The 25,478-nt window shown below is 68.3% G+C and carries 21 protein-coding genes and 1 pseudogene; 9 read left to right on the plus strand and 13 right to left on the minus strand.

All coding sequences use genetic code 11. From position 1 onward, the window contains the following. Window positions 1-77: 77 nt before the first annotated feature. From WA670_RS27500 to WA670_RS27545, 10 genes are all read right to left on the minus strand, one after another. Window positions 78-464, minus strand: a complete 387-nt coding sequence (locus tag WA670_RS27500; protein ID WP_238604665.1) for a nuclear transport factor 2 family protein — start codon at window positions 462-464, stop codon at window positions 78-80. 11 nt (window positions 465-475) lie between these two features. Further along, complete coding sequence (locus WA670_RS27505) at window positions 476-1,243, minus strand: MoaF C-terminal domain-containing protein (protein ID WP_238604666.1); 768 nt, start codon at window positions 1,241-1,243, stop codon at window positions 476-478. 154 nt (window positions 1,244-1,397) lie between these two features. After that, a complete protein-coding gene (locus tag WA670_RS27510; protein ID WP_107051170.1) occupies window positions 1,398-2,339 on the minus strand; it encodes a helix-turn-helix domain-containing protein in 942 nt (313 codons plus the stop codon). An 83-nt stretch (window positions 2,340-2,422) separates the two neighbouring features. Continuing rightward, a complete protein-coding gene (hpaD, locus tag WA670_RS27515) occupies window positions 2,423-3,475 on the minus strand; it encodes a 3,4-dihydroxyphenylacetate 2,3-dioxygenase (protein ID WP_037817795.1) in 1,053 nt (350 codons plus the stop codon). Further along, window positions 3,472-4,980: a 5-carboxymethyl-2-hydroxymuconate semialdehyde dehydrogenase gene (hpaE, locus tag WA670_RS27520; protein WP_336159266.1), complete on the minus strand. Its 1,509-nt coding sequence runs from the start codon at window positions 4,978-4,980 to the stop codon at window positions 3,472-3,474. The genes hpaD and hpaE overlap by 4 nt, the downstream gene beginning before the upstream one ends. A gap of 2 nt (window positions 4,981-4,982) precedes the next feature. Beyond that, window positions 4,983-5,927, minus strand: a complete 945-nt coding sequence (gene dapA / locus WA670_RS27525; RefSeq protein ID WP_037817798.1) for a 4-hydroxy-tetrahydrodipicolinate synthase — start codon at window positions 5,925-5,927, stop codon at window positions 4,983-4,985. Window positions 5,928-5,942: 15 nt separating this feature from the next. Beyond that, window positions 5,943-6,617, minus strand: a complete 675-nt coding sequence (locus WA670_RS27530; protein ID WP_037817800.1) for a GntR family transcriptional regulator — start codon at window positions 6,615-6,617, stop codon at window positions 5,943-5,945. Beyond that, window positions 6,605-8,050 carry a fumarylacetoacetate hydrolase family protein gene (locus tag WA670_RS27535; RefSeq protein WP_336159267.1) on the minus strand — a complete coding sequence of 482 codons (1,446 nt, stop codon included), beginning with the start codon at window positions 8,048-8,050 and terminating at the stop codon, window positions 6,605-6,607. The genes WA670_RS27530 and WA670_RS27535 overlap by 13 nt, the downstream gene beginning before the upstream one ends. A gap of 613 nt (window positions 8,051-8,663) precedes the next feature. Continuing rightward, window positions 8,664-9,731 carry a DmpA family aminopeptidase gene (locus WA670_RS27540; protein WP_043836400.1) on the minus strand — a complete coding sequence of 356 codons (1,068 nt, stop codon included), beginning with the start codon at window positions 9,729-9,731 and terminating at the stop codon, window positions 8,664-8,666. Then, window positions 9,728-10,339: a TetR/AcrR family transcriptional regulator gene (locus WA670_RS27545; protein ID WP_336159268.1), complete on the minus strand. Its 612-nt coding sequence runs from the start codon at window positions 10,337-10,339 to the stop codon at window positions 9,728-9,730. The genes WA670_RS27540 and WA670_RS27545 overlap by 4 nt, the downstream gene beginning before the upstream one ends. A gap of 164 nt (window positions 10,340-10,503) precedes the next feature. Here WA670_RS27545 and WA670_RS27550 point away from each other — a divergent pair, with 164 nt between their 5' ends. The 5 genes from WA670_RS27550 (at window position 10,504) to WA670_RS27570 (ending at window position 18,051) form a co-directional block, all read left to right on the plus strand. After that, window positions 10,504-11,898: an APC family permease gene (locus tag WA670_RS27550; RefSeq protein WP_134664913.1), complete on the plus strand. Its 1,395-nt coding sequence runs from the start codon at window positions 10,504-10,506 to the stop codon at window positions 11,896-11,898. Between the two features lie 76 nt (window positions 11,899-11,974). Then, on the plus strand, window positions 11,975-12,928 hold the full coding sequence (locus WA670_RS27555) for an MsnO8 family LLM class oxidoreductase (RefSeq protein WP_336159269.1): 954 nt from the start codon (window positions 11,975-11,977) through the stop codon (window positions 12,926-12,928). A 119-nt stretch (window positions 12,929-13,047) separates the two neighbouring features. Further along, window positions 13,048-13,977 carry an ABC transporter ATP-binding protein gene (locus WA670_RS27560; protein ID WP_336159270.1) on the plus strand — a complete coding sequence of 310 codons (930 nt, stop codon included), beginning with the start codon at window positions 13,048-13,050 and terminating at the stop codon, window positions 13,975-13,977. After that, on the plus strand, window positions 13,974-15,323 hold the full coding sequence (locus WA670_RS27565; protein WP_336159271.1) for an ABC transporter permease: 1,350 nt from the start codon (window positions 13,974-13,976) through the stop codon (window positions 15,321-15,323). The genes WA670_RS27560 and WA670_RS27565 overlap by 4 nt, the downstream gene beginning before the upstream one ends. Before the next feature lie 4 nt (window positions 15,324-15,327). Next, window positions 15,328-18,051 (plus strand): bifunctional YncE family protein/alkaline phosphatase family protein, encoded by a 2,724-nt coding sequence (locus WA670_RS27570; protein WP_336159272.1) that lies wholly within the window; start codon window positions 15,328-15,330, stop codon window positions 18,049-18,051. Between the two features lie 78 nt (window positions 18,052-18,129). Here WA670_RS27570 and WA670_RS27575 read toward each other — a convergent pair whose 3' ends face one another. The 3 genes and pseudogenes from WA670_RS27575 to WA670_RS27585 all read right to left on the minus strand — a co-directional run bounded on the left by WA670_RS27575 (window position 18,130) and on the right by WA670_RS27585 (window position 21,830). After that, window positions 18,130-19,323 carry a cytochrome P450 gene (locus WA670_RS27575; protein WP_336159273.1) on the minus strand — a complete coding sequence of 398 codons (1,194 nt, stop codon included), beginning with the start codon at window positions 19,321-19,323 and terminating at the stop codon, window positions 18,130-18,132. A 119-nt stretch (window positions 19,324-19,442) separates the two neighbouring features. Next, entirely contained in the window at window positions 19,443-20,750 is a 1,308-nt protein-coding gene (locus tag WA670_RS27580) for a lipase family protein (protein ID WP_336159274.1), read from the minus strand. 105 nt (window positions 20,751-20,855) lie between these two features. Next, window positions 20,856-21,830 (minus strand): annotated as a pseudogene (locus WA670_RS27585) (helix-turn-helix transcriptional regulator). A 93-nt stretch (window positions 21,831-21,923) separates the two neighbouring features. On the opposite strand from WA670_RS27585, the gene WA670_RS27590 reads away from it, so the two are divergent. Genes WA670_RS27590 through WA670_RS27605 form a run of 4 tightly spaced genes read left to right on the plus strand, consistent with a single transcriptional unit; the run spans window position 21,924 to window position 25,472 of the window. Beyond that, window positions 21,924-22,325, plus strand: coding sequence for a RidA family protein (locus WA670_RS27590; protein WP_336159275.1), 402 nt, complete (start codon window positions 21,924-21,926; stop codon window positions 22,323-22,325). Window positions 22,326-22,376: 51 nt separating this feature from the next. Continuing rightward, window positions 22,377-22,721, plus strand: coding sequence for a PadR family transcriptional regulator (locus tag WA670_RS27595; protein ID WP_199818003.1), 345 nt, complete (start codon window positions 22,377-22,379; stop codon window positions 22,719-22,721). 43 nt (window positions 22,722-22,764) lie between these two features. Next, complete coding sequence (locus WA670_RS27600) at window positions 22,765-23,721, plus strand: hypothetical protein (RefSeq protein WP_336159276.1); 957 nt, start codon at window positions 22,765-22,767, stop codon at window positions 23,719-23,721. Window positions 23,722-23,744: 23 nt separating this feature from the next. Then, the gene (locus WA670_RS27605) at window positions 23,745-25,472 is read left to right on the plus strand and encodes an ArnT family glycosyltransferase (protein WP_336159277.1); all 1,728 of its coding nucleotides are present in this window, start codon (window positions 23,745-23,747) and stop codon (window positions 25,470-25,472) included. Window positions 25,473-25,478: the final 6 nt, after the last annotated feature.

The raw sequence follows: 25,478 nt of genomic DNA on the forward strand, positions 1-25,478 counted from the left end.
CAGTGACCAGAGGGGGAGGGGAGAGAGAACGGGGGCGGTGCCGGGGGAAGGACCGGCACCGCCGTGGCGCGGCAGGCTCAGTCGGTCGCCGCGGCGACCGGTGCGGAATCGACGATCTGCTCGAAGCTCGCGACCTTGTCGCCGTCGAACTTCCACACGTGCGCCACGCGCGCGGTGAAAGCCTTGCCGGACTTGCGGTTCTTGCCGGTGTAGGTGCCGAGCCCGACGATCGAATCACCGGCGTCCAGCAGCGCGGACAGGGAGAACTGGTAGCCGTCCCAGTCGCGGGCGATTGCCTCGAAGACGTTGCGCCGTACCTCGTCCGGCCCGGTGTAGGTGCCCGCGTAAGGGAATCCGGCGGCCTCGGTCCAGGTGGTCTCGGGGCCGATCGGCGCGAGCATGCCGTCGAGGTCGCCGCGGTCGCTCGCCTCGTAGTGCGCGGTGATCACGTCCAAATTGGACACAGGGAAACTCCTTAAACGGGCTGGACGTCGGGGTAGCTGATCGAGCCGAGCGGGTAGATGTGCCCGCCCGCGCGGGAGTGCTCGGACCGGCCGTCGCCGGTGATGCCGAGGAAAACGCCGGTGGTGCGCAGGTCGTAGCCGAGGTCGTGCAGCCACACGCTGGCCACCGCGATCCGGAACTCCCGGAAGCAGAACAGGTACAGGCCGTCGGCGAACTTCCAGACAGTCGACATGTCCACGTCGCCGTGCCCGCGCTGCACGCCCTCGACGCACTGCCAGCAGTAGCGTTCGGAGGAAAGGTAAACGTGCTCGTACAGGTGGTTCGGGCTGTAGCGGTAGACGTTGCGCTTGCCGATGAGGTCCCGCGACGGCCCGGGCACGTCCCCCGTCGGCTCGCCGCCGTCGGTGGTGCCGGCGTGGAAGGTCTGCGAAACCCGCGGCGTGCCTTCGATGTCCTCGTCGCCGATCACCGACCGGATGGTCATCGCGCGGTGCGTGGTGGTCGAGTAGACGATTGTGAGGGCCTCGCCTTCGACGCTCGTCAGCGGCAGATTCACGAAAAAGACGTCAGGACGCACGGCGACCGCGTCGTACGGGTCCTCGATGCCGTTGAGCGTGAGCCGTTCGCCGTCGAGGAACCGCAACTCGAGCTTCGCGCCGTCATCGAGCGTGACGGTGAGCTCCTGCCCGGTGAGGTCCGCGTTGGGCAGCCGGTAGGTGTCGATCCCGGCGGCGAACTCGTCGTAGGTGCGCCATTCGTCTGGGGAAGGGTCGGACATGCCCATCATGCTCGCCGCGCTCCGGCCCGGGAGCGAACGTTCGTGCGCTGGCGGGCAACTGCCGGACGCTCGCGGTCAATACCAGCGGCTTCGAGGCGAAACGGCAACGGCGCCCCCGGTGATCGGGAGCGCCGTGGATGGTGTGGGAGCCGGGTCAGCCGCGGGCGCGCAGCTCACTTGGCGACTGTGCGAAGGCCGCCCGGAACACCCGCGAAAAGTGCGCCGCGTCGACAAATCCCCACCGCGCCGCGATTGCCGCCACCGGACGGGCCGCCAGCAACGGATCCCGCAGATCCCGGCGGCAATGCTCCAGCCGCCGCTGCCGGATCCACCCAGCGACGGTCGTCCCCTGCTCCTGGAACAACCCGTGCAGATGCCGCGTCGAAATGTAATGCTCCGCGGCGATCTGCGCCGGACCGAGATCAGACCGCGAAAGATTGGCGTCGATGTAACTGCGGATCCGCCGCATCAGGTCGTGGTGCGGGTCGGCCGCCGTGCGGTCCAGGTCGAGTTCCGTGGCCAGCATCGTGGTCAGCAGGTCGACCGCGTTGTGGGCCAACCGCACGCCCACCGGGCTCGTCAGCACGTCCAGATTCCCGCCCAGCTGCGCCAGGAACGGCACCACGACGTTGCCGACGCCCTCGCGTCCGGACATCCGCACCGCGGTGAGCTGACCAACGAGGTCGCGTGGCAGGTCAACCTGCTGCTGCGGGAACATCAGCACCAGCGTCCGGAAATTCTCTTCGAACACGAGAGAGTACGGCCGGTTCGTGTCGTACAGCGCGACGTCGCCGGGCCGCAGCACGGCTTCGCGGCCGTCCTGGGTGAGAATGCCGGTGCCGGCCAGCATGACGCTCAGCTTGTAGCACGGCCGGTCGGCGCGGGCGATGAGTTCCGGCGTCCGCTCGACGGCGTGCGGGGACGCGGTGATCTCGGTGAGCGCGATCTCGCCCGCCTCGTGCGTGCGGAGCCTGCCGTGGAACCGGTCGCGGTGCTCGGTGCTCACCTGCAGCGGCACGAACGATCGCAGGACAGCGGACCGGAACTCCGTGAAGTCCTGCGCGACCGTGGTCGGCGTCTGCAAGATAGCCGTCATCATGTCACCTCTCCGTCGAAGTGCCGGTACCGCTGCGTGCCCGGGGAAGGGACCTGGCGCCCCTTCCCCGGACGGGACGCACCTTAGACCTGTTCGCCCAGTTTGAAACCCTGGTCGGCCCCGTCGGCGCGGGTGTAGGAGAACCCGTCCGCGCCGATGGTGACGTCCATTTCCTTCGTCTCGGTGCGTTCCTCGACCGGCTGGAGCTTCCCGTCCAGGTCGAGCACCCGCGAGGCCTCGGTGTACCAGCTCGGCACCACCGGATTGCCCCACCAGTCGCGGCGCTGGTTGTCGTGCACGTCCCAGCTGATCACCGGGTTGTCCGGGTCGCCGGTGTAATAGTCGTGGGTGTAGATCTCGATCCGGTGCCCGTCCGGGTCACGCACGTACAAATAGAACGCGTTCGACACGCCGTGCCTGCCGGGACCGCGCTCGATCTGGTCCGATTTCCGCACCGCGCCGAGGTGGTCGCAGATGTGCAGGATCTGGTGCCGCTCGTGCGTCGCGAACGCGATGTGGTGCAGGCGAGGGCCCGCGCCGCCGGTGAGCGCGACGTCGTGCACGGTCGGTTTGCGGAACATCCACGCCGCGTACACGGTGCCCTCGTCGTCCACGATGTCTTCCGACACCCGGAAGCCGAGGCCCTCGTAGTACTTCCGCGCGGCCGGGACGTCCGGCGTGTTCACGTTGAAGTGGTCCAGCCGCGACAGCGCGCCCGGGCCGTGCACGTCGTAGCGCTGGGTGAAGCGCTCGACGTGTTCGGCCTCGTAGAAGAACTCGATCGGGAAGCCGAGCGGGTCCACCACGCGCACCGCTTCGCCGATGCCGCGCGTGGTTCCCGCCGGGACGCGGCGCACCTCGACGCCGAGTTCCCGGTAGTACGCCTCGGCGACGTCGAGCTCGCCCTCGCCGCGCACGCGATACGCGAGCACGGCCAGCGCCGGTTCCGCGCCCTTGCGCAGGATCAGCGAGTGGTGCAGGTATTCCTCGAACGCGCGCAGGTATATCGCCTGGTCGTCCTCGTATGTCACGACGAGGCCGAGAACGTCCACATAGAACTCTCGCGACGCTTTCAGGTCGCTGACGATCAATTCCGCGTAGGCGCAGCGGATGACGTCCGGCGGGGTCGTGGTCATGCCTTGTCCTTCCCGGCCCCGAAGCGCGCCGTGTGCACGTCGCCGAGCGTGATGTGCACGGCCTGCTGTTCGGTGTAGAAGTCGATCGAGCGGTAGCCGCCTTCGTGGCCGAGGCCGGACGCCTTGACCCCGCCGAACGGCGTGCGCAGGTCGCGCACGTTGTGCGAGTTCAGCCAGACCATGCCGGCGTCGATGCTCTGCGCGAAGTTGTGCGCGCGGGTCAGGTCGGCGGTCCAGACGTAGGCGGCCAGGCCGTACTTGACGTTGTTGGCCAGCTCGAGAGCTTCTTCGTCGGTGTCGAACGGGGTGATCGCCACGACCGGGCCGAAGATCTCCTCCTGGAAGATCCGCGCGTCCGGCTTCACGTCGGCGAACACCGTCGGGGCCACGTAGTTGCCGGTGTCCAGGCCCTCCGGACGGCCGCCGCCCGCGAGCAGTTTCCCTTCCGTCTTGCCGATTTCGATGTAGCTCATCACCTTGTCGAAGTGCTCCGGGTGCACGAGCGCGCCGACCTCGGTGGCCGGGTCGTGCGGGTCGCCGACCACGATGTTGCGGGCGCGTTCGGCGTACCGGGCGCAGAACTCCTCGTAAATCGGGCGCTCGACGAGGATCCGGCTGCCCGCCGTGCAGCGTTCGCCGTTGAGCGAGAAGACGCCGAACAGCGTGGAGTCCAGCGCGGCCTCGAAGTCCGCGTCGGCGAACACGACGGCCGGGGACTTGCCGCCCAGCTCCATGGACATGCCCTTGAGCCCGGGCGCGCAGTTGCGGAAGATCGTTTCGCCGGTGGTGGTTTCGCCGGTGAACGAGATCAGCCGGACGTCCGGGTGCTTGACCAGCGCGTCGCCCGCTTCCTCGCCGAGGCCGTTGACGAGGTTGAACACCCCGTCCGGCACGCCCGCCTCGCGGAAGATGTCCGCCCACAGGCTCGCCGACAGCGGCGTGAACTCGGCGGGCTTGAGCACCACGGTGCAGCCGGACGCCAGCGCCGGCGCGAGCTTCCAGCTCTCCAGCATGAACGGCGTGTTCCACGGCGTGATCAGCCCGGCGACGCCGACCGGCTTGCGGTTGACGTAGTTGACCTGCTTGCCGGGGACCTTGTAGGTGTCGTCGGCCTGCGCGACGATCAGGTCGGCGAAGAAGCGGAAGTTCTCCGCCGCGCGCTGCGCCTGGCCGAGCGCCTGCTTGATCGGCAGGCCGGTGTCGAAGGTTTCCAGCTCGGCCAGCTGCTTGTCGCGGCTCTCCACGAGATCGGCGATCTTGTTGAGGATCCGGGCGCGCTGGCGCGGCAGCATCTTCGGCCACGGGCCGTGGTCGAACGCCTCCTTCGCCGCGGCGACGGCGAGGTCGATGTCCTCGGCCTTGCCCGCCGAAGCCGTCATGTACGGCTTGTTGGTGACCGGGTCGAGCACCTCGAAGGTCTCGCCCGAGACGCTGTCGGCCGGCGCTCCGCCGATGTAGTGGCGGATGTGCTCCGGCAGGTTCTCCGGAACGTAGTGCGCGGTCATGGTCACTTTCCTTCCACGGTGAAGCCGTCGACGGGCGAGAGGTACTGCTCGCCCTGGCGCATCAGTTCGGTGATCCGGGCGATGCCCGGTTCGGTCGGGGTGATCAGCGGCGGGCGCACGAAGCCCGACTTGATCAGGCCGCGCTGCTCCAGCACCCACTTGCCGGGCGCCGGGTTGGTCTCGACGAACAGCAGGTCGACCAGCGGGTGCAGGCCGTAGTGGATCTCGCGGGCGCGGTCGAAGTCGCCCTCGGTCCACGCGCGGTACATCTCGGCGCTGGCGGCCGGGGCGATGTTCGCGGTGGCGCTGACGAACCCGGTGCCGCCGAGGGAAAGCAGCGGAAGGCACAGCAGTTCGATGCCCGACCAGACGAGCAATTCCTTGCCGCACAAGTGAAGCACGCGGGAGAAGTGCTCGAAGTCCTTGGTGGTCTCCTTGATCCCGACGAAGTTGTCGAAATCGCGGAACAGCCGCGCGACCGTCTCCGGCGCGAGGTCGACCGACGTCCGGCTCGGCACGTTGTAGGCGACGATCGGCAGGTCCGGGAATTCCTTCGCGACCGTGGCGTACCAGCGGTAGAGCGCTTCCTGGGTGGGCCGCGCGTAGTACGGGGTGATGATCAGCGCGGCGTCGATGCCCGCGTCGCGTGCTTCGGAGGTCAGCTCCAGCGTCTCGTCGAGCTTCGCCGAACCGGTGCCGGGCATGAACGGCACCTTGTCGTCCACCGCCTTGGCGACCGTGCGGATCGTCTCCGCGCGCTCGGCCAGCGTCATCGCGCCGGGCTCGCCGGTGGAACCGCCGATCGAGACGCCGTGCGAACCGGACGCGAGCTGCCAGTTCACCAGGTTGGCCAGGCTGTCGTGGTCGACGGCGCCGTCGGCGGTGAACGGGGTCATCAGCGGCGCGATCGAGCCGGTGATGGCGTTCGGGGTACTGCGGAACCTCATGGGGTGGGGTCCTTCCTAGGGAGCTTCGGCGGGCGGGGCGGCCCGCCGGTCGAGGTAGGCGTCGAGGGTTGCGGTGCGGTGCCGGCGCGCGGCCAGTTCGAGTTCCAGCGGGTCGGCGTTCTGCTCGATCAGCACCAGCAGTTGTTCGTGTTCCTTGACCGATTCGTGCGCGCGGCCCGGGACGAAGCTGAACGTCGAATCGCGCAGCGACGCCAGCCGGTGCCAGCCGCGGTGCACGAGGTCGAGCACGTGCGGGTTCGGGCACGGTTCAAAGAGGACAGAGTGGAACTCTTGGTTCAGCTCGGTGAACCGGTGCGGTTCGAAGTTTTCCAGCGACAGGCGCATCTGCTCGTTGACCGCCCGCGCCCGTTCGATGTCCTCAGTGGACAGTTTCGGCGCGGACAGCGAGGTGGCGAAACCTTCCACCAAGGCAAGCGTTTGCATGGTGTGCTCGTAGGCGGTCTCGTCGACCATCACCACCTGCGCGCCGACGTTCCGCTCGAACGTGACCAGCCCTTCGGCTTCGAGCAGCCGGATCGCCTCGCGCACCGGGACGACGCTGACGTCCAGTTCCTTGGCGATCTGCCCCAGCACCAGGCGATAGCCGGGACCGAAGGTCCGGTCCGCGATCCGGTCCTTGATCCAGCGGTACGCGCGCTGGGATTTGCTCTCGCCTGCTACGGGCGCCACTGGGCGTACCTGGCCTTCCAGTGCTCGTTCATCGGGTAGAGGCCGTCGACGCTTTCGCCGTTCGCGACCTGCTCCGCGATGAACGTTTCCTGGCGTTCCTGCTCGATCGCCGCGTCCGCGATCTTTTCCACCAGGTGCGGCGGAATCACCAGGACGCCGTCGGAATCGCCGACAATCACGTCGCCCGGCTGAACGGTCGCGCCGCCGCACGCGATGGTGATGTCGACGTCCCACGGAACATGGCGGCGACCGAGCACGGCCGGATGCGGGCCGGAGTGGTAAGTCGGAATGTCCAGCGCTGCCACCGCAGCCAGGTCACGAACGCCGCCGTCGGTGACGATGCCCGCCGCGCCGCGGACCTGGGCACGCAGCGCGAGGATGTCGCCGATCGTGCCGGTTCCCTTTTCTCCGCGGGCTTCCATCACCAGCACGTCGCCGGGGTTGAGGGAATCGATGGCGCGTTTCTGGGCGTTGAAGCCGCCGCCGTGGGATTTGAAGAGGTCCTCGCGGAACGGGACGTAGCGGAGCGTCCTCGCGCGGCCGATGAGTTTCGTGTCCGGACGGGTGGAGCCGAGGCCGTCGATGGAGACGTGGTTGTAGCCGTTCTTGCGCAGCTGGGCGGAAAGCGTTGCCGTGCCTACGCTGGTGAGCTTGGTCTTGAGTTCCTCGGTGAGCACGAATTCCGCCGGGAGCCCCGCGGATTCCCGGTCGCCGTAAGCCTGTTCGCGCTGATTGTCGTCGATTTTGGGCTGAGCACTGAACTCCGGCAGTGGTGTGGTGCCCTCCACGACCGGCGTGACCAGCCGCCCGGTCGTCAGGTCGCCATGGCTGACCTCGACCTCGACCGTGTCGCCCGGCCGCACCACGGACGATCCCGCCGGAGTCCCGGTGAGAATGACGTCGCCGGGCTCGAGCGTGCTGAGCTGGGAGAGGTCGGCGACGAGGGTGCCGAAGTCGAAAATGAGGTCCTCGGTGGTGTCGTCCTGGACGAGCTTGCCGTTGACCCAGGTGCGGACGCGAAGATTTTTGGGGTCGACCTCCGCGGCCGGGATGGTCGCCGGACCGAGCGGGGTGAACCCGTCGCCGCCCTTGGAGCGGAGGTTGGAACCACCGTCGGCGTGCCGCAGATCGTATACGCCAAAGTCGTTGGCGGCGGTGACGCTCTCGACGCAGCCCCAGCCCTCATCCGGACTGACGCGGCGGGCCTGCTTGCCGATGATCAAGGCGATCTCGCCCTCGAAGGCAAGGAGTTCGGTACCCGCGGGGCGCTCGATCGGGGTGCCGGAGGCGCTGATGGAGGTGACGGGTTTGACGAAGTAGGAGGGTTTCGCGGGGGTCCTGCCGCGTTGCTTCGCGCGGGACGGGTAGTTCAGATGAAGCGCAATGACCTTGCCCGGCCGCTCCGGCGGGGTGGTGCTCGATACGGGACTCATGGGGGTTGACCTGCCCGGATGTCGTCGGGAGAGGAAGATATCTCAAAAGATATACGATCCTGGCCGGTTGGGGCAAGGGGTGCGTTCGCTTGGAAGCAGGACTAAGGTGACTCGTGATTCACGGTCCCTTTTTGGGAAGACCGGAAGCGCTGCCTACCAACCAGCGCAGGCTGACTTCCTGTCAGCCGCCGAGTAGCGCCCGGCCTACACGGTTCCGGTTACTGGCCAACCGTGAATCATGACAACCGCAGACAACTCGAAGCAGCACACCGGCACCGGGGTCGGTGTACACCGTTGCGGAGTTGCCTTGCTGTTGCTGGTCATCCCCCTGTGCACGCTGGCTGCCTTCGTCGCAGTGCTCGGTCTCGCCGCGTACATCGTGCACAAGACCGGAGATACCAAAGGGCTACGAGACCTCGCCGTTCTGATCCGAGCCTTGCGTCCGTCGCGGCGACTTATGCGTCGGCCTCGTGAGCGCCCGCCCCGGTGAGAACCGTGACAGACGCTCACGAGGCTTCCTCGACGGCGGACGGTTCCCCGACACGAAAGCCCCGGCTCGCCCGGACGCGGCGCATCGTCAGCCAAACGCCCAGGCGAGCCCGCCGCGCCTGCTCTAAGCCCCCCACCTCGCCAACGGAAGCGCCGGAACCCGGTGCCCCCGATGCCCGGTCATCTCCTCATTCGCCACCAGTGCGTTCAACACCGCCTCTTCCACCGCCTGCACCACCGCCTCGAAGAACGGGTCGATCGCACCCCACGGCACGAATCGCATGCTCTCGTAAGGTTCGTCGTCCGGCCGGGGGAAATGGCTGGTCAGCGCGCCCGCGTTGGCTGTGCTGAACGCCAGGAACAGATCGCCCGAGAAGTGCGACCCGGTGGTTCCGGTACGTGCCAGCCCCAACGGCACGCGACGGGCCAGCGCAGTGCACTGACCAGGCAACAGAGGCGCATCCGTCCCGATCACCACGATCACCGAACCGGCACCGGCAGGGGCGAGCCAGCTGGTGTCGGCCATGGGGTTGTCGTCAGCGAGTTCCGCGCCCAGATGCGAACCGGCCACCGTCAGCTCCGGGCGGCTGCCGAAGTTTGCCTGCACCAGGGCTCCGACGGTGTAGCTGTCCGATCCATGCGCGACAACCCGTGACGAAGTGCCGGTCCCGCCCTTGAAGCCGTAGCAGGTCATGCCGGTGCCGCCGCCTACCGAGCCCTCCGCGATGGGGCCGGTGGTGGCCGCGTCGATGGCGGCTACTGCGTGGTCGGTCCGGATGGTCGGGGCGTTGACGTCGTTGAGGTACCCGTCCCACGTCTCCGCGACCACCGGCAGCAGCCACTCCGCCGCGGCGTCCGGGCGTTCGCGGACTACCCAGTCGATCGTTCCCCGGTGACACTGCCCGACGGAGTGAGTACTGGTGATCAGCACCGGCAGCGTCAGCGAACCCGTCTCGGCCAGCCAGGCGCGGCCGGTCATTTCTCCGTTGCCGTTCAACGAAAAGGTGCCCGCGGAGCACGGCACATCGAACTGGGAACGGCCGCGCGGCAGGATCGCGGTGACCCCGGTCCGCACCGAATCTCCTTCGATCAGGGTGGTGTATCCGACCTCGACGCCTGGGATATCAGTGATCGCGTTGTGCGGGCCGGGCTTGCCGCCGAGGGCCAGTCCTAGGTCGCGGGCGCGGGTCATGCGGGGTCCTCCAGGGAGCATCGGGTCGAAACGCGGGCATAGGACAAGACCGCGGTCTCGGCGACGGATCGGTCGAGCGGCGGGACGGCTTGGGTCAGGTGCAGGCCGTAGCCGTCTTCGAGGGTGACGAGGTTGCGGGCGATGGTGACCGGGTCGTCGGTCAGGTCGAAAATCCCGGTCGCGGCACCGGCTTCCAGGATGCCGACGTAACCGCGCACCTGGCGTTCGTACAGGGCGATGTGCCGCGCGGCGTAGGCCGGTTCGCGGCGGGCGATGGTGCCCAGTTCGTACAGCAGCACGCACAGTTCGTCGTTCTTGCCGTTGGGCAGTCCGCTGCCGATCATCGCGCGCAGCCGGGCGCGCGGGTCGGCCTCGGCGGCGACGGCGGCTTCGCGCTCGACGCAGAAGCGTTCGACAGCCTCCTGCTGCACGTCTTCGAGCAGGTCGCTCAGGGAAGGGTAGTAGTACAACAGGGAACCCGGCGACATGCCGGCGTGGTCCGCGACGTCGCGCAGCTTCAGGTTCAGCACGCCGCGTTCGACGACCGTGTGCCGCGCCGCGGCCACCAGTTCCGCCCGCCGCTCGGGGGCCTTGCTCGGTCTTGCCATGCCTTGATTCTTTGAACAAATCTCGAAAAACGCAACCCCCGATCCGGATCGAGACCGGCGAAGTCTTGACGTAGCGGGCGTGAGGGCCTTAGCTGAACGCCCGGCTGGTTATTTGAGTTCCATTCAAACAACGTACTTGAGCAACGACTTGATGGAGGCCAGCGTTGTCCACCCCCGTCTTGCGCCGCGGGTTGCGCACCCTCGGCATGCTGCTGATCACGCTTTCCGCGATCAGCCCGGCGTCCTCGGTGTTCGTCATCGCACCGGGCGTCCTCACCGGCGCCGGATCGGGCGCCTTCTACGCCTTCCTCGCCGCCGCCGTGGTCGGCGTGTTCATGGCCTTCGTGTACGCCGAACTGGGCTCGGCCTTCCCGAGCGCGGGCGGCGAGTACACGATCGCTGCCCGCACGCTGGGCAAACTGCCCGGATTCATGGTGCTGGGCATCATGATCGTGACGCAGGTGCTGATCGTCGCGGTGATCGCGCTCGGCGTCGGCACCTACCTGAGCGTGGTGCTGCCCGGCGTCTCGCCCGCGGTCGTGGCGTCGGTGACCTGCGTGCTCGCCGCCGTCGTCGCGGTGTTCGACATCAAGCTGAACGCCTGGGTCACCGGCGTCTTTCTCGCGGTGGAGCTGCTGGCGCTGGCCGTGGTCGCGGTGCTCGGGCTGGTCAAGCCGGCCCGTCCGTTCACCGACCTGCTCGCGCATCCGGTCGCCCCCGGCGGCGGCCCGGCGACGATCAGCGCGGTGATGATCGCGACGGCGATCGCGATCTTCGCCTACAACGGCTACGGCTCGGCTGTCTACTTCGGAGAGGAAACCAAGGACGCCGGACGCGGGGTGGCGCGCGCTGTCCTCATGGGACTCGGGGTCACCGTGCTGGCCGAGCTGATCCCGGTCACCGCGGTGCTGATGGGCGCACCGGATCTCGGCACGTTGTTCAGCTCTCCCAACATGTTGTCGTACTTCGTGCAGTCCCGCGGCGGCAGCACGCTCGACACCGTGCTGAGCCTCGCGGTCGCGCTCGCCATCATCAACGCGGTCCTCGCGATCGTGCTGATCAGCTCCCGGCTGGTGTTCAGCAGCGGCCGCGACCGCGCGTGGCCGAAGGCGATGAACCGCGCGCTCGCCGCGGTGCACCCGAAGTTCGGCACCCCGTGGGTCGCGACGCTGGCGACTGGATTCATCGCCGCCGCACTGTGCTTTGTGGACCCGCAGATCCTGACCGTCGTGACCAGCACGTCGATCGTCGTCGTGTACGCGGCGCTGTGCCTCGGTGCCATCCTGGGCCGCCGCTCCGGAGCGACGGCGGGGGCGAAGTACCGGATGCCCGGCTTCCCGATCGCGCCGGTGGTCGCGCTGGTCGCGCTGGCGTTCGTGCTGTACGTGAACGCGACTGACCCGGTGATCGGACGGCCGAGTCTCATCGTCACCGCGGCGATCGCGTTGCTGGCCTTGGGGTACTACCTCGTGGTGCTGCGTCGCCGCGGCGGCTGGCAGTTGAGCGAAGCGGTGGAGGAAGAGGAGGACGCGCCCGCGCCGGTGCGGGAGACCTCGTAAGCCGCGGCTGGACCGTCCACTTGAGACCGTGGACGGTCCGGTTGTCGTCCCGCATCGGGTCCGGGATGATGCCCGGGTGCGGGTTTCAGTGCTGGACACATCGTCGGTCGTCGCGGGGTCGACCGCGCGCGAGGCGCTGCAGCGCACGCTCGACCTGGCCGAACTGGCCGACGAACTGGGATATCACCGCTACTGGTTGCCCGAACACCACAGCATGCGTGGAGTCGCGAGCGCCGCGCCTGCCGTGGCAGCGGCCCGCATCGCGGATGCCACGAAGAGGATCCGCGTCGGCGCGGGCGGCGTTCTGCTGCTCAACCACCCGCCGCTCGTCGTCGCCGAACAGTTCGGCACGCTCGCCGCGTTCAACCCCGGCCGGATCGACCTCGGGCTCGGCCGCGCGCTCGGCGGTCCGCAACGGGTGGCGGACGCGCTGAATCCCGGCCCGGCAGAAAGCTTTCCCAGCCGCGTTAGGGAATTGCTGGAGTATTTCGCCGACACCGACCAGCCGTTGCGCGCCACTCCCGCACAAGGAAACGTGCCGGACGTCTGGCTGCTCGGATCAAGCACGGCAAGCGCTCACCTCGCCGCCGAACTAGGCCTGCCGTACGCGTTCGCCTACCATCTCCGTCCCGCTGAAGCTGCTGCCGCGACGCGAAGCTATCGCGAGAACTTCCGCCCCGGCCTCATCGCCGAACCGTCCATTGTGGTCAGTGTCGCGGTCGTCGCCGCCGCGACCGAGGAGCACGCGGAATGGCTCGCCAGGTCCATTCGGGCTAAGGCATTGAGCCGTTCGCGCGGCGAGCGGATCTTGTTGCCCCGGCCGGAAGACGCGGTTGTCGATCCGGCGATCGGCCCCGGTCCGGTGCTCGCCGGAGCCCCGGCGGCACTGCGGAATTCGTTGCGCACAGTCATCGCCGAGACCGGCGCGGACGAGCTGATGATCACCACCCCGATCCACGACCACGCGGAGCGGAAACGGTCCTATGTGCTGGTCCGGGAGATCTCGGACGCGCTGTCCGCGCAAGATTGATCCTTTTTGTCCGGTTAATCGGCTAGGCCGCACGGGGTTTCCCCAACGTTCAACCTGGCGCGGGTTCGCATGTCACTTGTCGTGCCTAAGTTCCTCACGGCTTCGGAAAGTGGGGATTCATGGGAACCAGCGACGCGGTGCGAGCCCGCGCGATCACCAAGTGTTTCGGCGACGTGCTCGCGCTCGACGGTGTCGATCTCGACGTCGCGCACGGCGAGATCCACGGGCTCGTCGGCCCGAACGGCGCGGGCAAGACCACGCTGCTCGGCCTGCTGCTCGGACTCGCGGTCGCGGACGAGGGCGAACTCGAGATCCTCGGCCGCCCGGTCGGCCGCGCGCTCGCCACCCCGGACGGCATCTCCGGGTTCGTGGACGGGCCGGGGCTGTACCCGTCGCTCACCGCGCGGCAGAACCTCGCCGCGCTGGCCTCGCTGCGCGGCCAGACCGTCGACCTCGACGACCTCCTCGCGCAGGTCGGGCTCACCGACGTCGCCGACGACCGGGCGCGCGGCTTCTCCCTCGGCATGCGCCAGCGCCTCGGCCTCGCCGCCGCGCTGCTGACCAAACCGCGGCTGCTGATCCTCGACGAGCCCGCCAACGGCCTCGACCCGGCAGGCAAGAAACACGTGCACGGCGTGCTCGCCCGGCTCGCCGACGAGGGCACCGCGGTGGTGCTGTCGAGCCATCGGATGGACGACCTCGAAGCGCTCTGCTCGGAGGTCACCATCCTGTCCGCCGGCCGCGTCGTTTTCACTGGCCCGCTGGCGAAACTGTCCGCTGAGGACCGCGAACTGGCGTACCGCCTGGTCACGTCGGACCAGAAGGCCGCGCGCGAGATCGCCGCGAACGTGCCTGGGCTGCGGATCGACGACGCTCAGACCCCGCGCGGACAGGCCGACGTGCTGGTGGTGCGCGGCCTGGTGCCCGCGCTGGACGACCTGGTCACGCGCGTCGTCGGCAAGGGCATCGGCGTACGGGAACTGGCTCCGGTCGTCTCGCCGCTGGAGGCCGCGTTCCTGGAGCTGACGGAGCAGGGGGAGAAGCGATGACCGTCCTCGACGCACCTGTCGAGCAGCAAGCCTCGGTCGGACTGGGCCGCGGTTACCGGTTCGAACTGGTGAAGCTGTTGTCGCAGTGGCGGATCCGCGTGCTGCTGCTCGCCTGCTGGCTCGCGCCCGCGGTGTTCGTCGCCGCGGTCAGCCAGCAAAGCGACCTCCCGGTGGACACCCTGTTCGGACGCCTGATGAACGCCACCGGCTGGGCCGGGCCGCTCGTCCTGCTCGGATTCGCCGGCAGCTACGCGCTTCCGCTGCTGACCTCCTTGGTCGCCGGGGACGTCTTCGCCGCCGAAGACCGGCTCGGCACCTGGCGGCACCTGCTGGTGGCGATGCGGTCGTACCGGCGGATTTTCGTCTCGAAAGCACTCGCCAGCCTCACCGTGATCCTGTTGCTGGTCCTCGGTTTGGCGGTGTCCAGCACGGTCGGCGGTCTCGTCGCGGTCGGCGGGCAGCCGCTCACCGGACTCGACGGGCACCTGCTGTCCTCGGGCGACGCGGCGGTGAAGGTCGTGCTCGCCTGGGTCTGCGTGCTCGCCCCGACCCTCGCCCTGGCGGGGATCGGCCTCCTCGGCTCTGTCGCATTAGGACGGTCGCCGATGGGCTTGCTGCTGCCCGCGGTGGTCGCGCTCGTCATGGCGGTGGCGCAGCTGCTGCCGCTGCCGGTCGTCGTGCGGCTCGCGCTGCCGACGTACGCGTTCATCTCGTGGAACGGCCTCTTCACCGACCCGGTACAGCTCGGGCCGTTGCTGATCGGCGTCGGAGTGAGCCTGGTCTGGGCAGCGGTCTCGACTGCGCTGGCCTACGCGCTGTTCGTGAGACGCGACTTCACCGATCTGACATACGACGGTGCGGGTCGTCGCGTACTAACCGCGGGCTTGCTGCCGATGGCCGGGCTGATCGGCGTCACGGTGGCAGTCGTCGCGGTCGCGACACCGGCGTCGGGTTCGGGCATCGACCAGGCGAAACTGCAGCAGTCGCTGTCCACAGAGTTCGCGCATCTCTACCGGATCCAGGCCGCGCAGCTGCACCGTCCGGACGTCACGGAGGAGCAGCTCGCCGCCAGCACGGAATGCACCAAGGGCGGTGGTCTCGTCGAGGCCGAAGGCCCGGGCAACGACTGGCGCTGCGTCGTCTCCTGGCATCTCCCTGGTATCTCAGCGACCGGGCAGGCGATCTACCAGCTCGATGTCACCTCGGACGGGCGGTATGTCGCCGACGGCGACGGACCGAAGGAAGTGAACGGCTACTTCCAGGTGCGGACCCCGCAGGGGGACCAGCCGAACCCGCTGTGGCAGTTCGACGGCAACGTCGAGCTGCTCTCCTCCACGAAGGGATGAGGACATGCAAGTAACGCGCCGTCGCAGGCGTGGCGGGAAGAAAGAATCCCGCAGGCTGCGCTTCGTCACGGCCGGGGCGACCGCGGTCGCTCTCGTCGCCACGGGCTCGGGCATCGGCCTCGCCTCCACCAAGCAGTTCGGCACCGACCAGGTCGGCCAGGAAACCGAGAACGGCCTGACCATCTCCAGCGACCAGTACCTCAAGCCGATCGGCGAGCGGCTGGTCCTGCCGAACGGCAAGATCATGTCCTCGACGGTCAGCCCGGACGGCAGTCACCTCGCCGCGCTGACCACCGACGGCGGCATCGCGCTGACCATCGTCGATCTGAAGTCCTGGAAGGTCCAGCAGCTCGTCGGCAAGGACAAGAAGGCCGACCTGCAGCTGCCGGGCAACGACGTCGGCCAGGAAGGCCCGTCGTACTCGCCGGACGGTAAAACGCTGTGGCTGGGCCAGATCGACGGCTACCGCAAGTTCGCCGTGAACCCGGACGGCACCGTCGCCAACCCCACGTGGGTCCCGATCCCGGCCGACGGTTCCAAGCATTCCCTTGCCGCGGGCGCGATCTTCTCCGCGGACGGGTCCACTGTGTACTCCGCGGTGAACGGCCAGAACCGCGTCGTCGCGATCGACGCGGCCAGCGGACAGATCAAGCAGAGCTGGACCGTCGGCAACGCACCGCGTGCACTGGTGCGGATCGGCAACCGGATCTACGTCAGCAACGAGGGCGGCCGCGCGGCCAAACCGGGTGACACCACGATCAACTCGTACGGCACCGACATCGTCGCCGACCCGAAGACCGGGGCCGCGACCACCGGCACGGTCAGCGTGATCGACCTGGCGAACCCGTCCGCTCCGGTCAAGAGCATCGACGTCGGCCTGCACCCGACCGCGTTGCGCGCCAAGAACAACACCCTGTTCGTGGCGAACACCGGCGGCGACAGCGTTTCGGTGATCGACGCCCAGCGCAACGTCGTGGTGCAGACCATCGCGACGCAGCCGTGGCCGGAAGCGCAGGTCGGCTACGAGCCGACCGACATCGCGCTCACCGACGATGGCCACCTCCTGGTGACCCTCGGCCGGGCCAACGCGGTCGCGGTCTACCGCTACTGGTTCCCGCAGGCCCCCGCCGCCTTCATCGGACTGCTGCCGACGGACTACTTCCCGTCTGGTATCTCAGCGTCGGGCAACAACATCCTGGTCGCCAACACCCGCGGCATCGACGCCCGCCGCCCGACCACCGCGGCCGGGCACGCCACGCACGACACCACGTCGAGCCTCCAGCGGTTCACCCTGCCGACCGACTGGCAGACCTGGGCGCAGACGCGTCAGGTGTTCAAGCAGAACGGCTGGACGCCCGGTTCGGTGCAGACGGGCAACCGCGACGTCAAGCCGGTCCCGGTGCCCCGTCGGCTCGGCGACCCGTCGACGATCAAGCACGTTTTCCTGCTGGTGAAGGAAAACCGGACGTACGACCAGCTCTTCGGCGACATGAAGAAGGGCAACGGCGACCCGGCGCTCGCGCAGTTCGGCCAGGCGGTCACGCCGAACCAGCACGCGCTGGCCACCCAGTTCGGCTTGTACGACAACACTTACGACATCGGCACGAACTCGGCCGAGGGTCACAACTGGCTGATGCAGGCCGACAACCCGGAGTACACCGAGTCGTCGGCAGGCGAGTACAAGCGCAGCTACGACACCGAGGACGACGCGCTGGGCCACCAGCGCAGCGGCTTCCTGTGGACCGGGGCGCAGGCGGCGGGCAAGACCGTGCGCGACTTCGGCGAGTTCCACCAGTTCCTGGCCAAGCCCGCGGACGCGAGCTGGCAGAACCTGTACTGCGACTCGAAGAACATGGCCGCGACCGGAGAGCCGACCGCGTACCCGCTGGTCTCGTCGTCGCCGATCCCGTCGCTGAACAGCGTTTCGGTGCCGGGCTTCCCGAAGTTCGACACCGCGGTGCCGGACCAGTACCGGTACGAGATCTGGAAGAACGACTTCGAGAAGAACGGCCCGGCGGACCTGAACATGTTCTGGCTGTCGAGCGACCACACCGGCGGGCCGCCGAGCCCGGCCGCGCAGGTCGCCGACAACGACCTGGCCGTCGGCAAGATCGTCGACAAGATCTCGCACAGCCAGTACTGGAAGGACTCGGCGATCTTCGTCGTCGAGGACGACTCCCAGGCCGGGCTGGACCACGTCGACGGGCACCGGGCCCCGGTCCAGATCATCAGCCCGTACGCGCAGCGCGGCGTGACCGACAGCCGGTACTACTCGCAGATCACCATGATCCGCACCATCGAGCAGATCCTCGGGGTCCACCCGATGAACCAGAAGGACAGCGCGGCCACCCCGATGGCGACCGCGTTCACGCCGAAGCCGGACAACACGCCGTTCACCGCGGTGCCGAACCAGACGTCGCTGACCGCGGGCCTGAAGACCCCGCCGTCGTGCGGCACGGACAACGTCCCGACGGCCTCCACTGCGGCGGCGTCGGCGGCGGTGCCCGCGGACAAGCAGCAGCTGGCTCAGCAGTGGCAGCAGTGGCAGTCCCAGCAGAAGCTGACCGGCCCGAACGCCACGGCGGACTACGCCAACCCCGCGCAGATGGACCACTTCACGTGGTACCAGGTGCACGGATGGACCCAGCCGTATCCGGGCGAGGACAAGATCTTCGCCCCGGACCAGGTGCCGGGCGCGTTCATCCCGTCGGCCGATTCGGACGGCTGATCCGTTAGCTGCCAAGGGAAGGCCCCTGCCCGCCGTTGAGCGGACAGGGGCTTTTCAGCGAGTGCGGACGGGCAGCGATCACCAGCCGATCGGCATCCGGCGCGGGCCGCGCACCGGCATGTCGACCTTCCACTCGATCTCTCCGGCGATCCGCAGCCCCGGCAGCTTGGTCAGCAGCGCGCGGAGGCCTTCCTGGAGTTCGACCCTGGCGAGGTTCGCGCCGAGGCAGTGGTGCACGCCGTGCCCGAAAGCCAGGTGCGAGTTCGCCTTCCGGTCGAAGCGCAGCACGTCGGGATTTTCGAACCGCCGGGGATCCCGGTTGGCCGAGGCGAAGTCGGTCACCACGGGCTCCCCCGCGCGCACCAGCGAACCGCCCACCTCGACGTCCTCCGTCGCGTAACGGGGAAAGCCCTCCCAATGGCTCAGCGGGACGAACCGCAGGAGTTCCTCGGCCGCGGCGGGCAACAGGCTGAGATCGGCCCGCAGCTCGGCCAGCCGCTCGGGGCGCTCCAGGAGGACGAAGACCGAGCTGGCGATCAGGGACGCGGAGGTTTCGTGGCCGGCCACCAGAAGCCCGTCGCACAAATCGATCAGCTCCGCCTCGGAGAGCCGGTCGTGCTCGTGGCGGGCCTCGACCAGCGCGGTCATCAGGTCGTCGGCGGGCTCCGCGCGCCGGGCGGCGATCAGCCCGCGCATGTACTCCTGGAGTTCCGCCTCGTTGGCCTCGTACTCCTCGGCAGTGGTCTCGCTCGTGGACAGGATCCCGTCGCTCCAGACCCGGAACTTGGGCCAGTCGGCCATGGGCACCCCGAGCAGCTCGCAGATCACCGACACCGGCAGCGGCAACGAGAAATTCTCCACCAGGTCCGCCGGCGCGCCGCCGGCCGCCATCGCGTCCACGAGGTCCTCAGCCAGCTGCCGGACCCGCCCGCGCAACCGCTGCACCCGGTTCTGGGTGAAGGCTTGGGCCACCAGCTTGCGCAGCCGGCTGTGTTCCGGCGGGTCCATCATGACGATCCCGCCGTCGAGCTTGTGCGGCGTCATCCTCGGCACGTCGGCATCGGCGGCCATGGCCCGGCTGAACCGCCGGTCGCCGAACACCATGCGAACGTCGTCGTAGCGAGTGGCCAGCCACGCCGGCTCGCCGTAGAGCAGCTTGATCCGGATCATCCCCGGCGCGTCGCGTGCCTCCGTGTAGGCCGGGTCGAGGTCGACCCCCTCCGCTGAGCCGAAGGGATATCTGATGGGCTCGATCTGCACATCACTGGTCATTCTTCGTGTGTATCGAGTCCCCCGGGAGGAGAGCACCCCTAACGCGACGCCCCTATGCACACTGGGCACGCCTGGGCAAGCCCCTTTCGGGCCCGCCCAGGCGTTGCGGCATCAGCCTCTCAAGACCCGGCGTGCTGCTCCGGCGCCAGCGAGTTCCCCGCCCCGATGTGCCCGCAGCTGGACGGCGCGGCCTTGCCCGCGAACCGGTCGTTGAGCCAGGCGATCGCGGTCGGCGCCCACACCGGGAGGGCGGTGGCGTGGCTGAGCGCGTCGTACTGCGTGTACTTGATCGAGGTGTTTCCGGTGTCGCAGTACTGATTCGCGAGCGCGCGGACGTCCCCGGCCACCATCACGCCGTCTCCGCCGCCGATGCCCGGTTCGTTGCTGACAGTGCCTTCGAGCGCGCCGTTGCTGGCCTGCCCGATGAACCCGGGGATCGAGGGCGTCGCCGCCGAGCCGATGTTCACCTTGTTGACCGCGTCGACGTACGGGGCCACCGAATTCGGGTTCGCGTACTCCGGTTTGACCAGCTTCTGCCAGGTCAGCCCGGGGTAGCGGCCGAGCGCGTTGGCGATCGACGCGTGCTCGAGCTCGGCGAGCACCTTGAGGCCGTACTCGCTGGCGTACGGCTTGAGGTCGATGCCGTAGCTGCGCGAGACGCCGATCAGCGCCATCGGGATCACGCCGGACCAGACCGGGCTGCCGCCGACGTATTTGAGGTTGTGCGCGGGGTCGACGAGCACCCCGCCCTCGGCGAACCCGACGAGGTTCTTCTCGACCTCGGGCGCGTAACTCCCGGCGATCGCCGACGCCCAGCCGGTCGCGATCGCCCCGCCGGAATAGCCGAGAAGGCCGAATTTCGTGGACTCCGTCATTCCGGTCCCGGACGCGTGCGTCGCGGCGCGAATCGAGTCCAAAGTGGTCTTGCCGTATTCCGGACCGGCCGCGAAATCGGCGGTCGGGCCTTCGGTGTCCGGGATGACGACGCTGTACCCGAGGGCGAGCGCCGGCGCGATGAGCACCGACTCGGCGTTCGGCAGCACGCCGCCGAGCCGGACGTCGCCCGCGATCGCGCGCGACGGTGCGTCCGCGGGATCGAGCGAGTCGTACGCGGACTGGTACGAGATGGCTTTCCCGTTGCCGCCCAACGGATTGCGGACGACCGAGGTGACGTTCGCGGTGGGATTTCCCTGTGCGTCGGTAGTCCGGTAGAGCAGCTGGGTAGCCTGCACTGGAGTCGGGAAGCCGAAGACGTGATAGCTCAACGTCCGGCTCTTGAGGACGGTGCCCGGAGCGTACGACGAGAGCGGCGTGCTGCCGTCGTAGCTGTAGAAGGAATCGGCCGAAGCCGCGGCGGGCAGCGCGACGGCGGACGTGATCGCGAGAGCGGCGGCGGCGATCAGCGCACGAACGGGTTTCCGGATCATGACTCCCCTTTGAACCATGAAGTGGATCACGACTGGCGGGTAACTTACCAGCGAGTAGGTATCCGCACAACTACGGAAGGTGCAGGCAGTGCCGGTGTCGGGGGCTCAGGCGGGCCCGGCGTAGGTCGCGGCGATCGCCGTGGCGCGCCGGTGCAAGGCGGTACGCAACGCTTGCGGCGCAAGGACTTCCGCGGCTGTGGCGAGCTGCCACAGCGCCCATTCGGCGTGCCGGGAATCCTGGAAAGCCGCCTCCAGCTGTAACCATCCGTTCGTCCTGATTTCTTCAGCGCGAATGGCGAGCGCGGTGCGGGCCAATTCTTCCCGCCGTTCCGGACGAATTCGGACTAGCGCGACGATCTGGTCGCCGCCGGTCCGGAACCGCGTGCTGCGTTCCTGTCAGGCCCGGCCCAGGTCCACGCGATCCGGCCGCTGCGCGGGTTCGTCGAGTTCCTCGGCGGCCAGCACCCGGGACAGCCGGTAAGTCCGGTCCTCGCCTTCGCGGGTCGCCAGCAAATATCCCAGCTCCCGCACGGTGACCAGTCCAATCGGGTGCACTGTGCGCCACTTCGGGGCTTGGCTGACCGCCTGGTAGCGGATGCGCACCTGGTGTCCGGCGAACACCGCGCGCCGGATCTCGGCGACCACGGCGTCGGGCGCCTCCTCGGTGACCGAGCGGCGCGAGAGGAGGTCGATCTCGGGGTCGATGAGCAACCGCTCGGCCACGCCCGCGGCCGTGGTCCGATGGCTTTCCGGCAGTGCGTCGACCACCTTGAGCATGGCCGAAGCGAGCGCCGAACCGAGACCGAACGCCTGCGCGCCGCGCCGCGATCCGGCGACCAGCAGAGCGAGCGCTTCGTCGTGGTTCAACCCGGTGAGTTCGGTCTGAAATCCGGGCAGCAGCGCGAAACCGCCGTTCCGTCCGCGCTCGGCGTAGACCGGGACGCCCGCCGCGGACAGCGCGTCGATGTCGCGCAACACGGTGCGCGTGGACACCTCGAGTTCGCGGGCGAGGGTGGCCGCGGACAGCCGGCCGCGCTGGCGCAGCAGCAGGACCAGCGAGACCAACCGGTCGGCGCGCATGCCGAAAACCCTACCGAATACACGACACAGGATGTCGCGTATTGCTTGCGAGGCTGCTCCGCGTACTGCTGAAAACGCGAACAGGAGCGAATGGTGGAGAGAACGACGGTCAACCCGTGGGCGTGGTCGACGGCGATGGGTTACCACCAGGGTGAACTGGTGTCCGGACCGGTCCGGACCCTGTACTGCTCGGGGCAGACCGCGATGAACGCTGACGGCGAACCCCAGCACGCCGGGGACATGGCGAAGCAGGTGGCGCTGAGCCTCGACAACCTGGAGGCAGTCCTCGCCGAAGCGGGCATGTCGCTGGAGAACCTGGTCCGGCTCAACGTCTACACGACCGACGTCGACCTGCTTTTCCGGCACTACGGCGTCCTCGCCGGCCGTCTGGCCGCGGCCGGCGCCGCCCCGTCGACCACGATGCTCGGCGTGACGCGGCTGGCGATCCCGACGCTGCTGGTCGAACTGGAGGGGACCGCGGTCGCTGACGAGTAGGTTCCTTGCTTCGGCCATCAGTATGTATCGCGACGTGATATATATGGACGGGTGACCGAACGAGGCATGTCGGAGCAGGTCTTCCTGATCCTCACCGCGCTCGCCGACGAGCCGAAGCACGGCTACGGCATCGTCCAGGCCGTCGAAAAACTGTCCGAAAACCGGGTCCGGCTGCGGGTCGGCACGTTGTACGGCGTGCTGGACCGGCTGGTCGCGGACGGATGGGCGGAGCGGGACAAGGAGGAGATCCACCAGGGGCGGCTCCGCCGGTACTACCGGCTGACCGACCTCGGCGGCCGCACTTTGGCCGAGCAGACCCGGCGGCTGGCCGCGAACGCCGCTGCCGCGGAGTCGGTGTTGCGTGCGCGGGGCTGGGCGCTCGGGGGTGGGGCATGAGCGCCCCTCGGTGGGCCAGGCAGTTGTTTGCGGAGGCCGCGGGATGACCGCGCCGGAGCTGCGATACCGCCGGATAGTGCGGATTCTTCCCCGCTGGTACCGCGCCGACCGCGAGGACGAGATGGTCGGCACCCTGCTGGACGCGCGGGAAGCCGGTCGTCTCGCGGAAGGGCGCGAACTGCTCGCGATGCTGGGGCTGGGCCTGCGCGCCCGGCTGGCTGCTGGTTCAGCCCCGGCTCGCGTGGTCGCTTTCGGCGACACTGTCCGGCTGGTTGCCCTGCTCGGACTCCTCTGGGGCGTGATGAAGGGCGCTTTCTCCCTCGGTCACGACTTGTGCGACGCGCTCGGCTACCCGCGAGCGACCGGTCTGTATTCCTCGACCGGCGAGGCCAGCCTGTCGCTTTACGCTGCCGCGTCGGCCCAGCAGTTGGGGCAGGACGTCGCGCTGGTCGCCGCCGCGGTCGTCCCTCTCGCGCTCCTTTTCGCCGGACGCCGCCGAGCCGCGCGTTGCGTCGCCGGGGTCGTGCTGGTCGCCGGATTCGCCACGTTCCTGTATCAGTATTCGTTCAGTTTCAGCCCTGATCTGCTCGGCTATTTCATCCCGCAATGGCTGCCGCTGCTGCTCCTGATCGCCGGATTCCACCTCGGCGCACCGCTTCCGTCCGCGCGAAAGTGGTGGATTGCCTTGACCGGGGTCGTGGCTGCCGCTTTTTACTTCGGCTCTTTCGTTGATTCGGATCTGCGCGGGCTTTCCTGGTTCACGTGGGCGGCCGCGCTTTTCATTCTCGCCTATTTCGCCTTACGGCGACGCACGCCTGCGTGGTCGTTCTCGCTCGCCGTGTGCTGTTCGCTGGTGTTGATTCAGCCGCTGGTCCTCCTCTCAACCATGGCCGCGGGCGTCGTCGAGCCGCTGGTTCTCGTGCAGGTCTTCCTGGTGGGCGCGGGCATCGCAGCGCTGACCGCGACCGGAATCGTTGATTACCGGCGGCAAACCGCTTAGCGCTCTTTCCGCAAGGAGTTTAATTGGACACCATGCCCAGGGCGCTTCCGCGCGCCTTAAATCAGCCTGATTTCACGCTTAAGAACAGACGAAGGAACAGCTGGATAATCGCGGTATCTGTCCTCCTGATCGCCATTCTCGGCTACGTCACCCGCTGGATCTGCGACGACGCCCTGATCTTCACCAGAATCGTCGAGCAAATCCTCGCCGGGAACGGTCCGGTCTACAATCTCGGCGAACGGGCCGAGGCTTCAACGAGCACGCTGTGGCAATGGCTGCTGGCGTTCGCCGGATTCGTGTTCGGCCAGTCGGACACCTCGACGCTGTCCTGGATGCTCGGCCTCCTCCTCACCGCCGCCGGGTTCGGCTTCGCGGTCAGCGCGACGATCCGGTTGCACGGCGGGCGCGTCGCGGCGATGGTGCCGTGCGGCGTCCTCGTGCTGCTGGGCGTGCGGCCGGTGTGGCAGTACGCGACGTCCGGGCTGGAGACCGGGCTGAACACGTTCTGGATGGCGCTCTGCTGGTGGCTGCTGGTCCGCTTCCGAGGCAGCACCTCGGCCAAACACGTTGTCACCGCGGCGTTCGTGATGGGATTGGGCCCGCTCGTCCGTCCAGAACAGGCACTGGTCGCAGCGGTATTCCTGGTCGCGTTGTGGCTGGTGACCAAGCCGAACTGGCGGGTCGTCTGCGCCGCGGTCGCGGCGGCCGGAGCGCTGCCGGTCGGGTACGAGATCTTCCGCATGGGTTTCTACGGCATCCTCGTGCCGATGCCCGCGCTCACCAAAAACGCGAGCGAATCCTTCTGGGGCCGCGGATTCGGGTACGTCGGCGATTTCGCGAACCCGTACCTGCTGTGGTTGCCGCTGGTGCTCTGCACGGTCCTGCTCGCCGGGGTCCTACGGCGGCAAAGCACCGATCGGATCGTCACCCTCACCCCGGTGGTCGCCGGTGTGCTGTCGCTGGGATATCTGCTGAAGGTCGGCGGCGACTACATGCACGCGCGCATGGCGCTGCCGATCTTCTTCCTGCTGATGCTGCCGGTGCTGGTGCTCCCGGCGGCGAAGAAGACGCGCGTGCTCGGCGCCGTCCTGCTGGCGTGGGCGGTTCTCTGCGCCTGCATCGGCCAGTTCGTCCCGCAAGACGGCAAGCTCATCGACGACGAGCGCGGCTACTACCACGCGTGGACCGGCCAGTCGTATCCCACCGAGTCGGCGGATTTCACCCCGAGGATGAAATATCTCAACGACGCCGTCAGTCCGCGCACCCTGACCTACGAAGGCCCGCGGCAGCAGATTCTGACGACACCACTGCGCGCGGACGTCCCGTCGAAGTCCATGATCATCGGGGTGTACCTGGGGACAGTCGGGGTCATGTCGCCGGTGGACGTCGGCATCGTCGACTTCTGGGGCCTCGCCAACCCGATCGGCGCGCGGTTCGACTTCCCCACGGTAAAACCTGGGCACTCGAAACCGCTGAGCAACGCCTGGCTGCTGGCGGATTACGCGGACCCGGCGGCCCCGGTCCTCAGCCCCGGCAACTTCGCCCTGCGCGCCGACATCACCGCCGACCAGGTCGCCGCCGCCCGGCACGCGCTGAGCTGCGGAGACCTGGCGGAGATCCAGCGGTCCACCCGCGAACCGATGTCGCCGGGCCGGTTCTGGGCCAACCTCACCGGAGCCGTGCACCGGACCGGGGTGACTGTCCCGCCGGACCCGTTCGAGGCGGAGCGAACGTTCTGCGGAAGCCCGTGATCCGTC

The sequence above is a fragment of the Amycolatopsis sp. VC5-11 genome, assembly GCF_037034185.1.
GTDB classification, from domain to species: Bacteria; Actinomycetota; Actinomycetes; order Mycobacteriales; family Pseudonocardiaceae; genus Amycolatopsis; species Amycolatopsis nivea.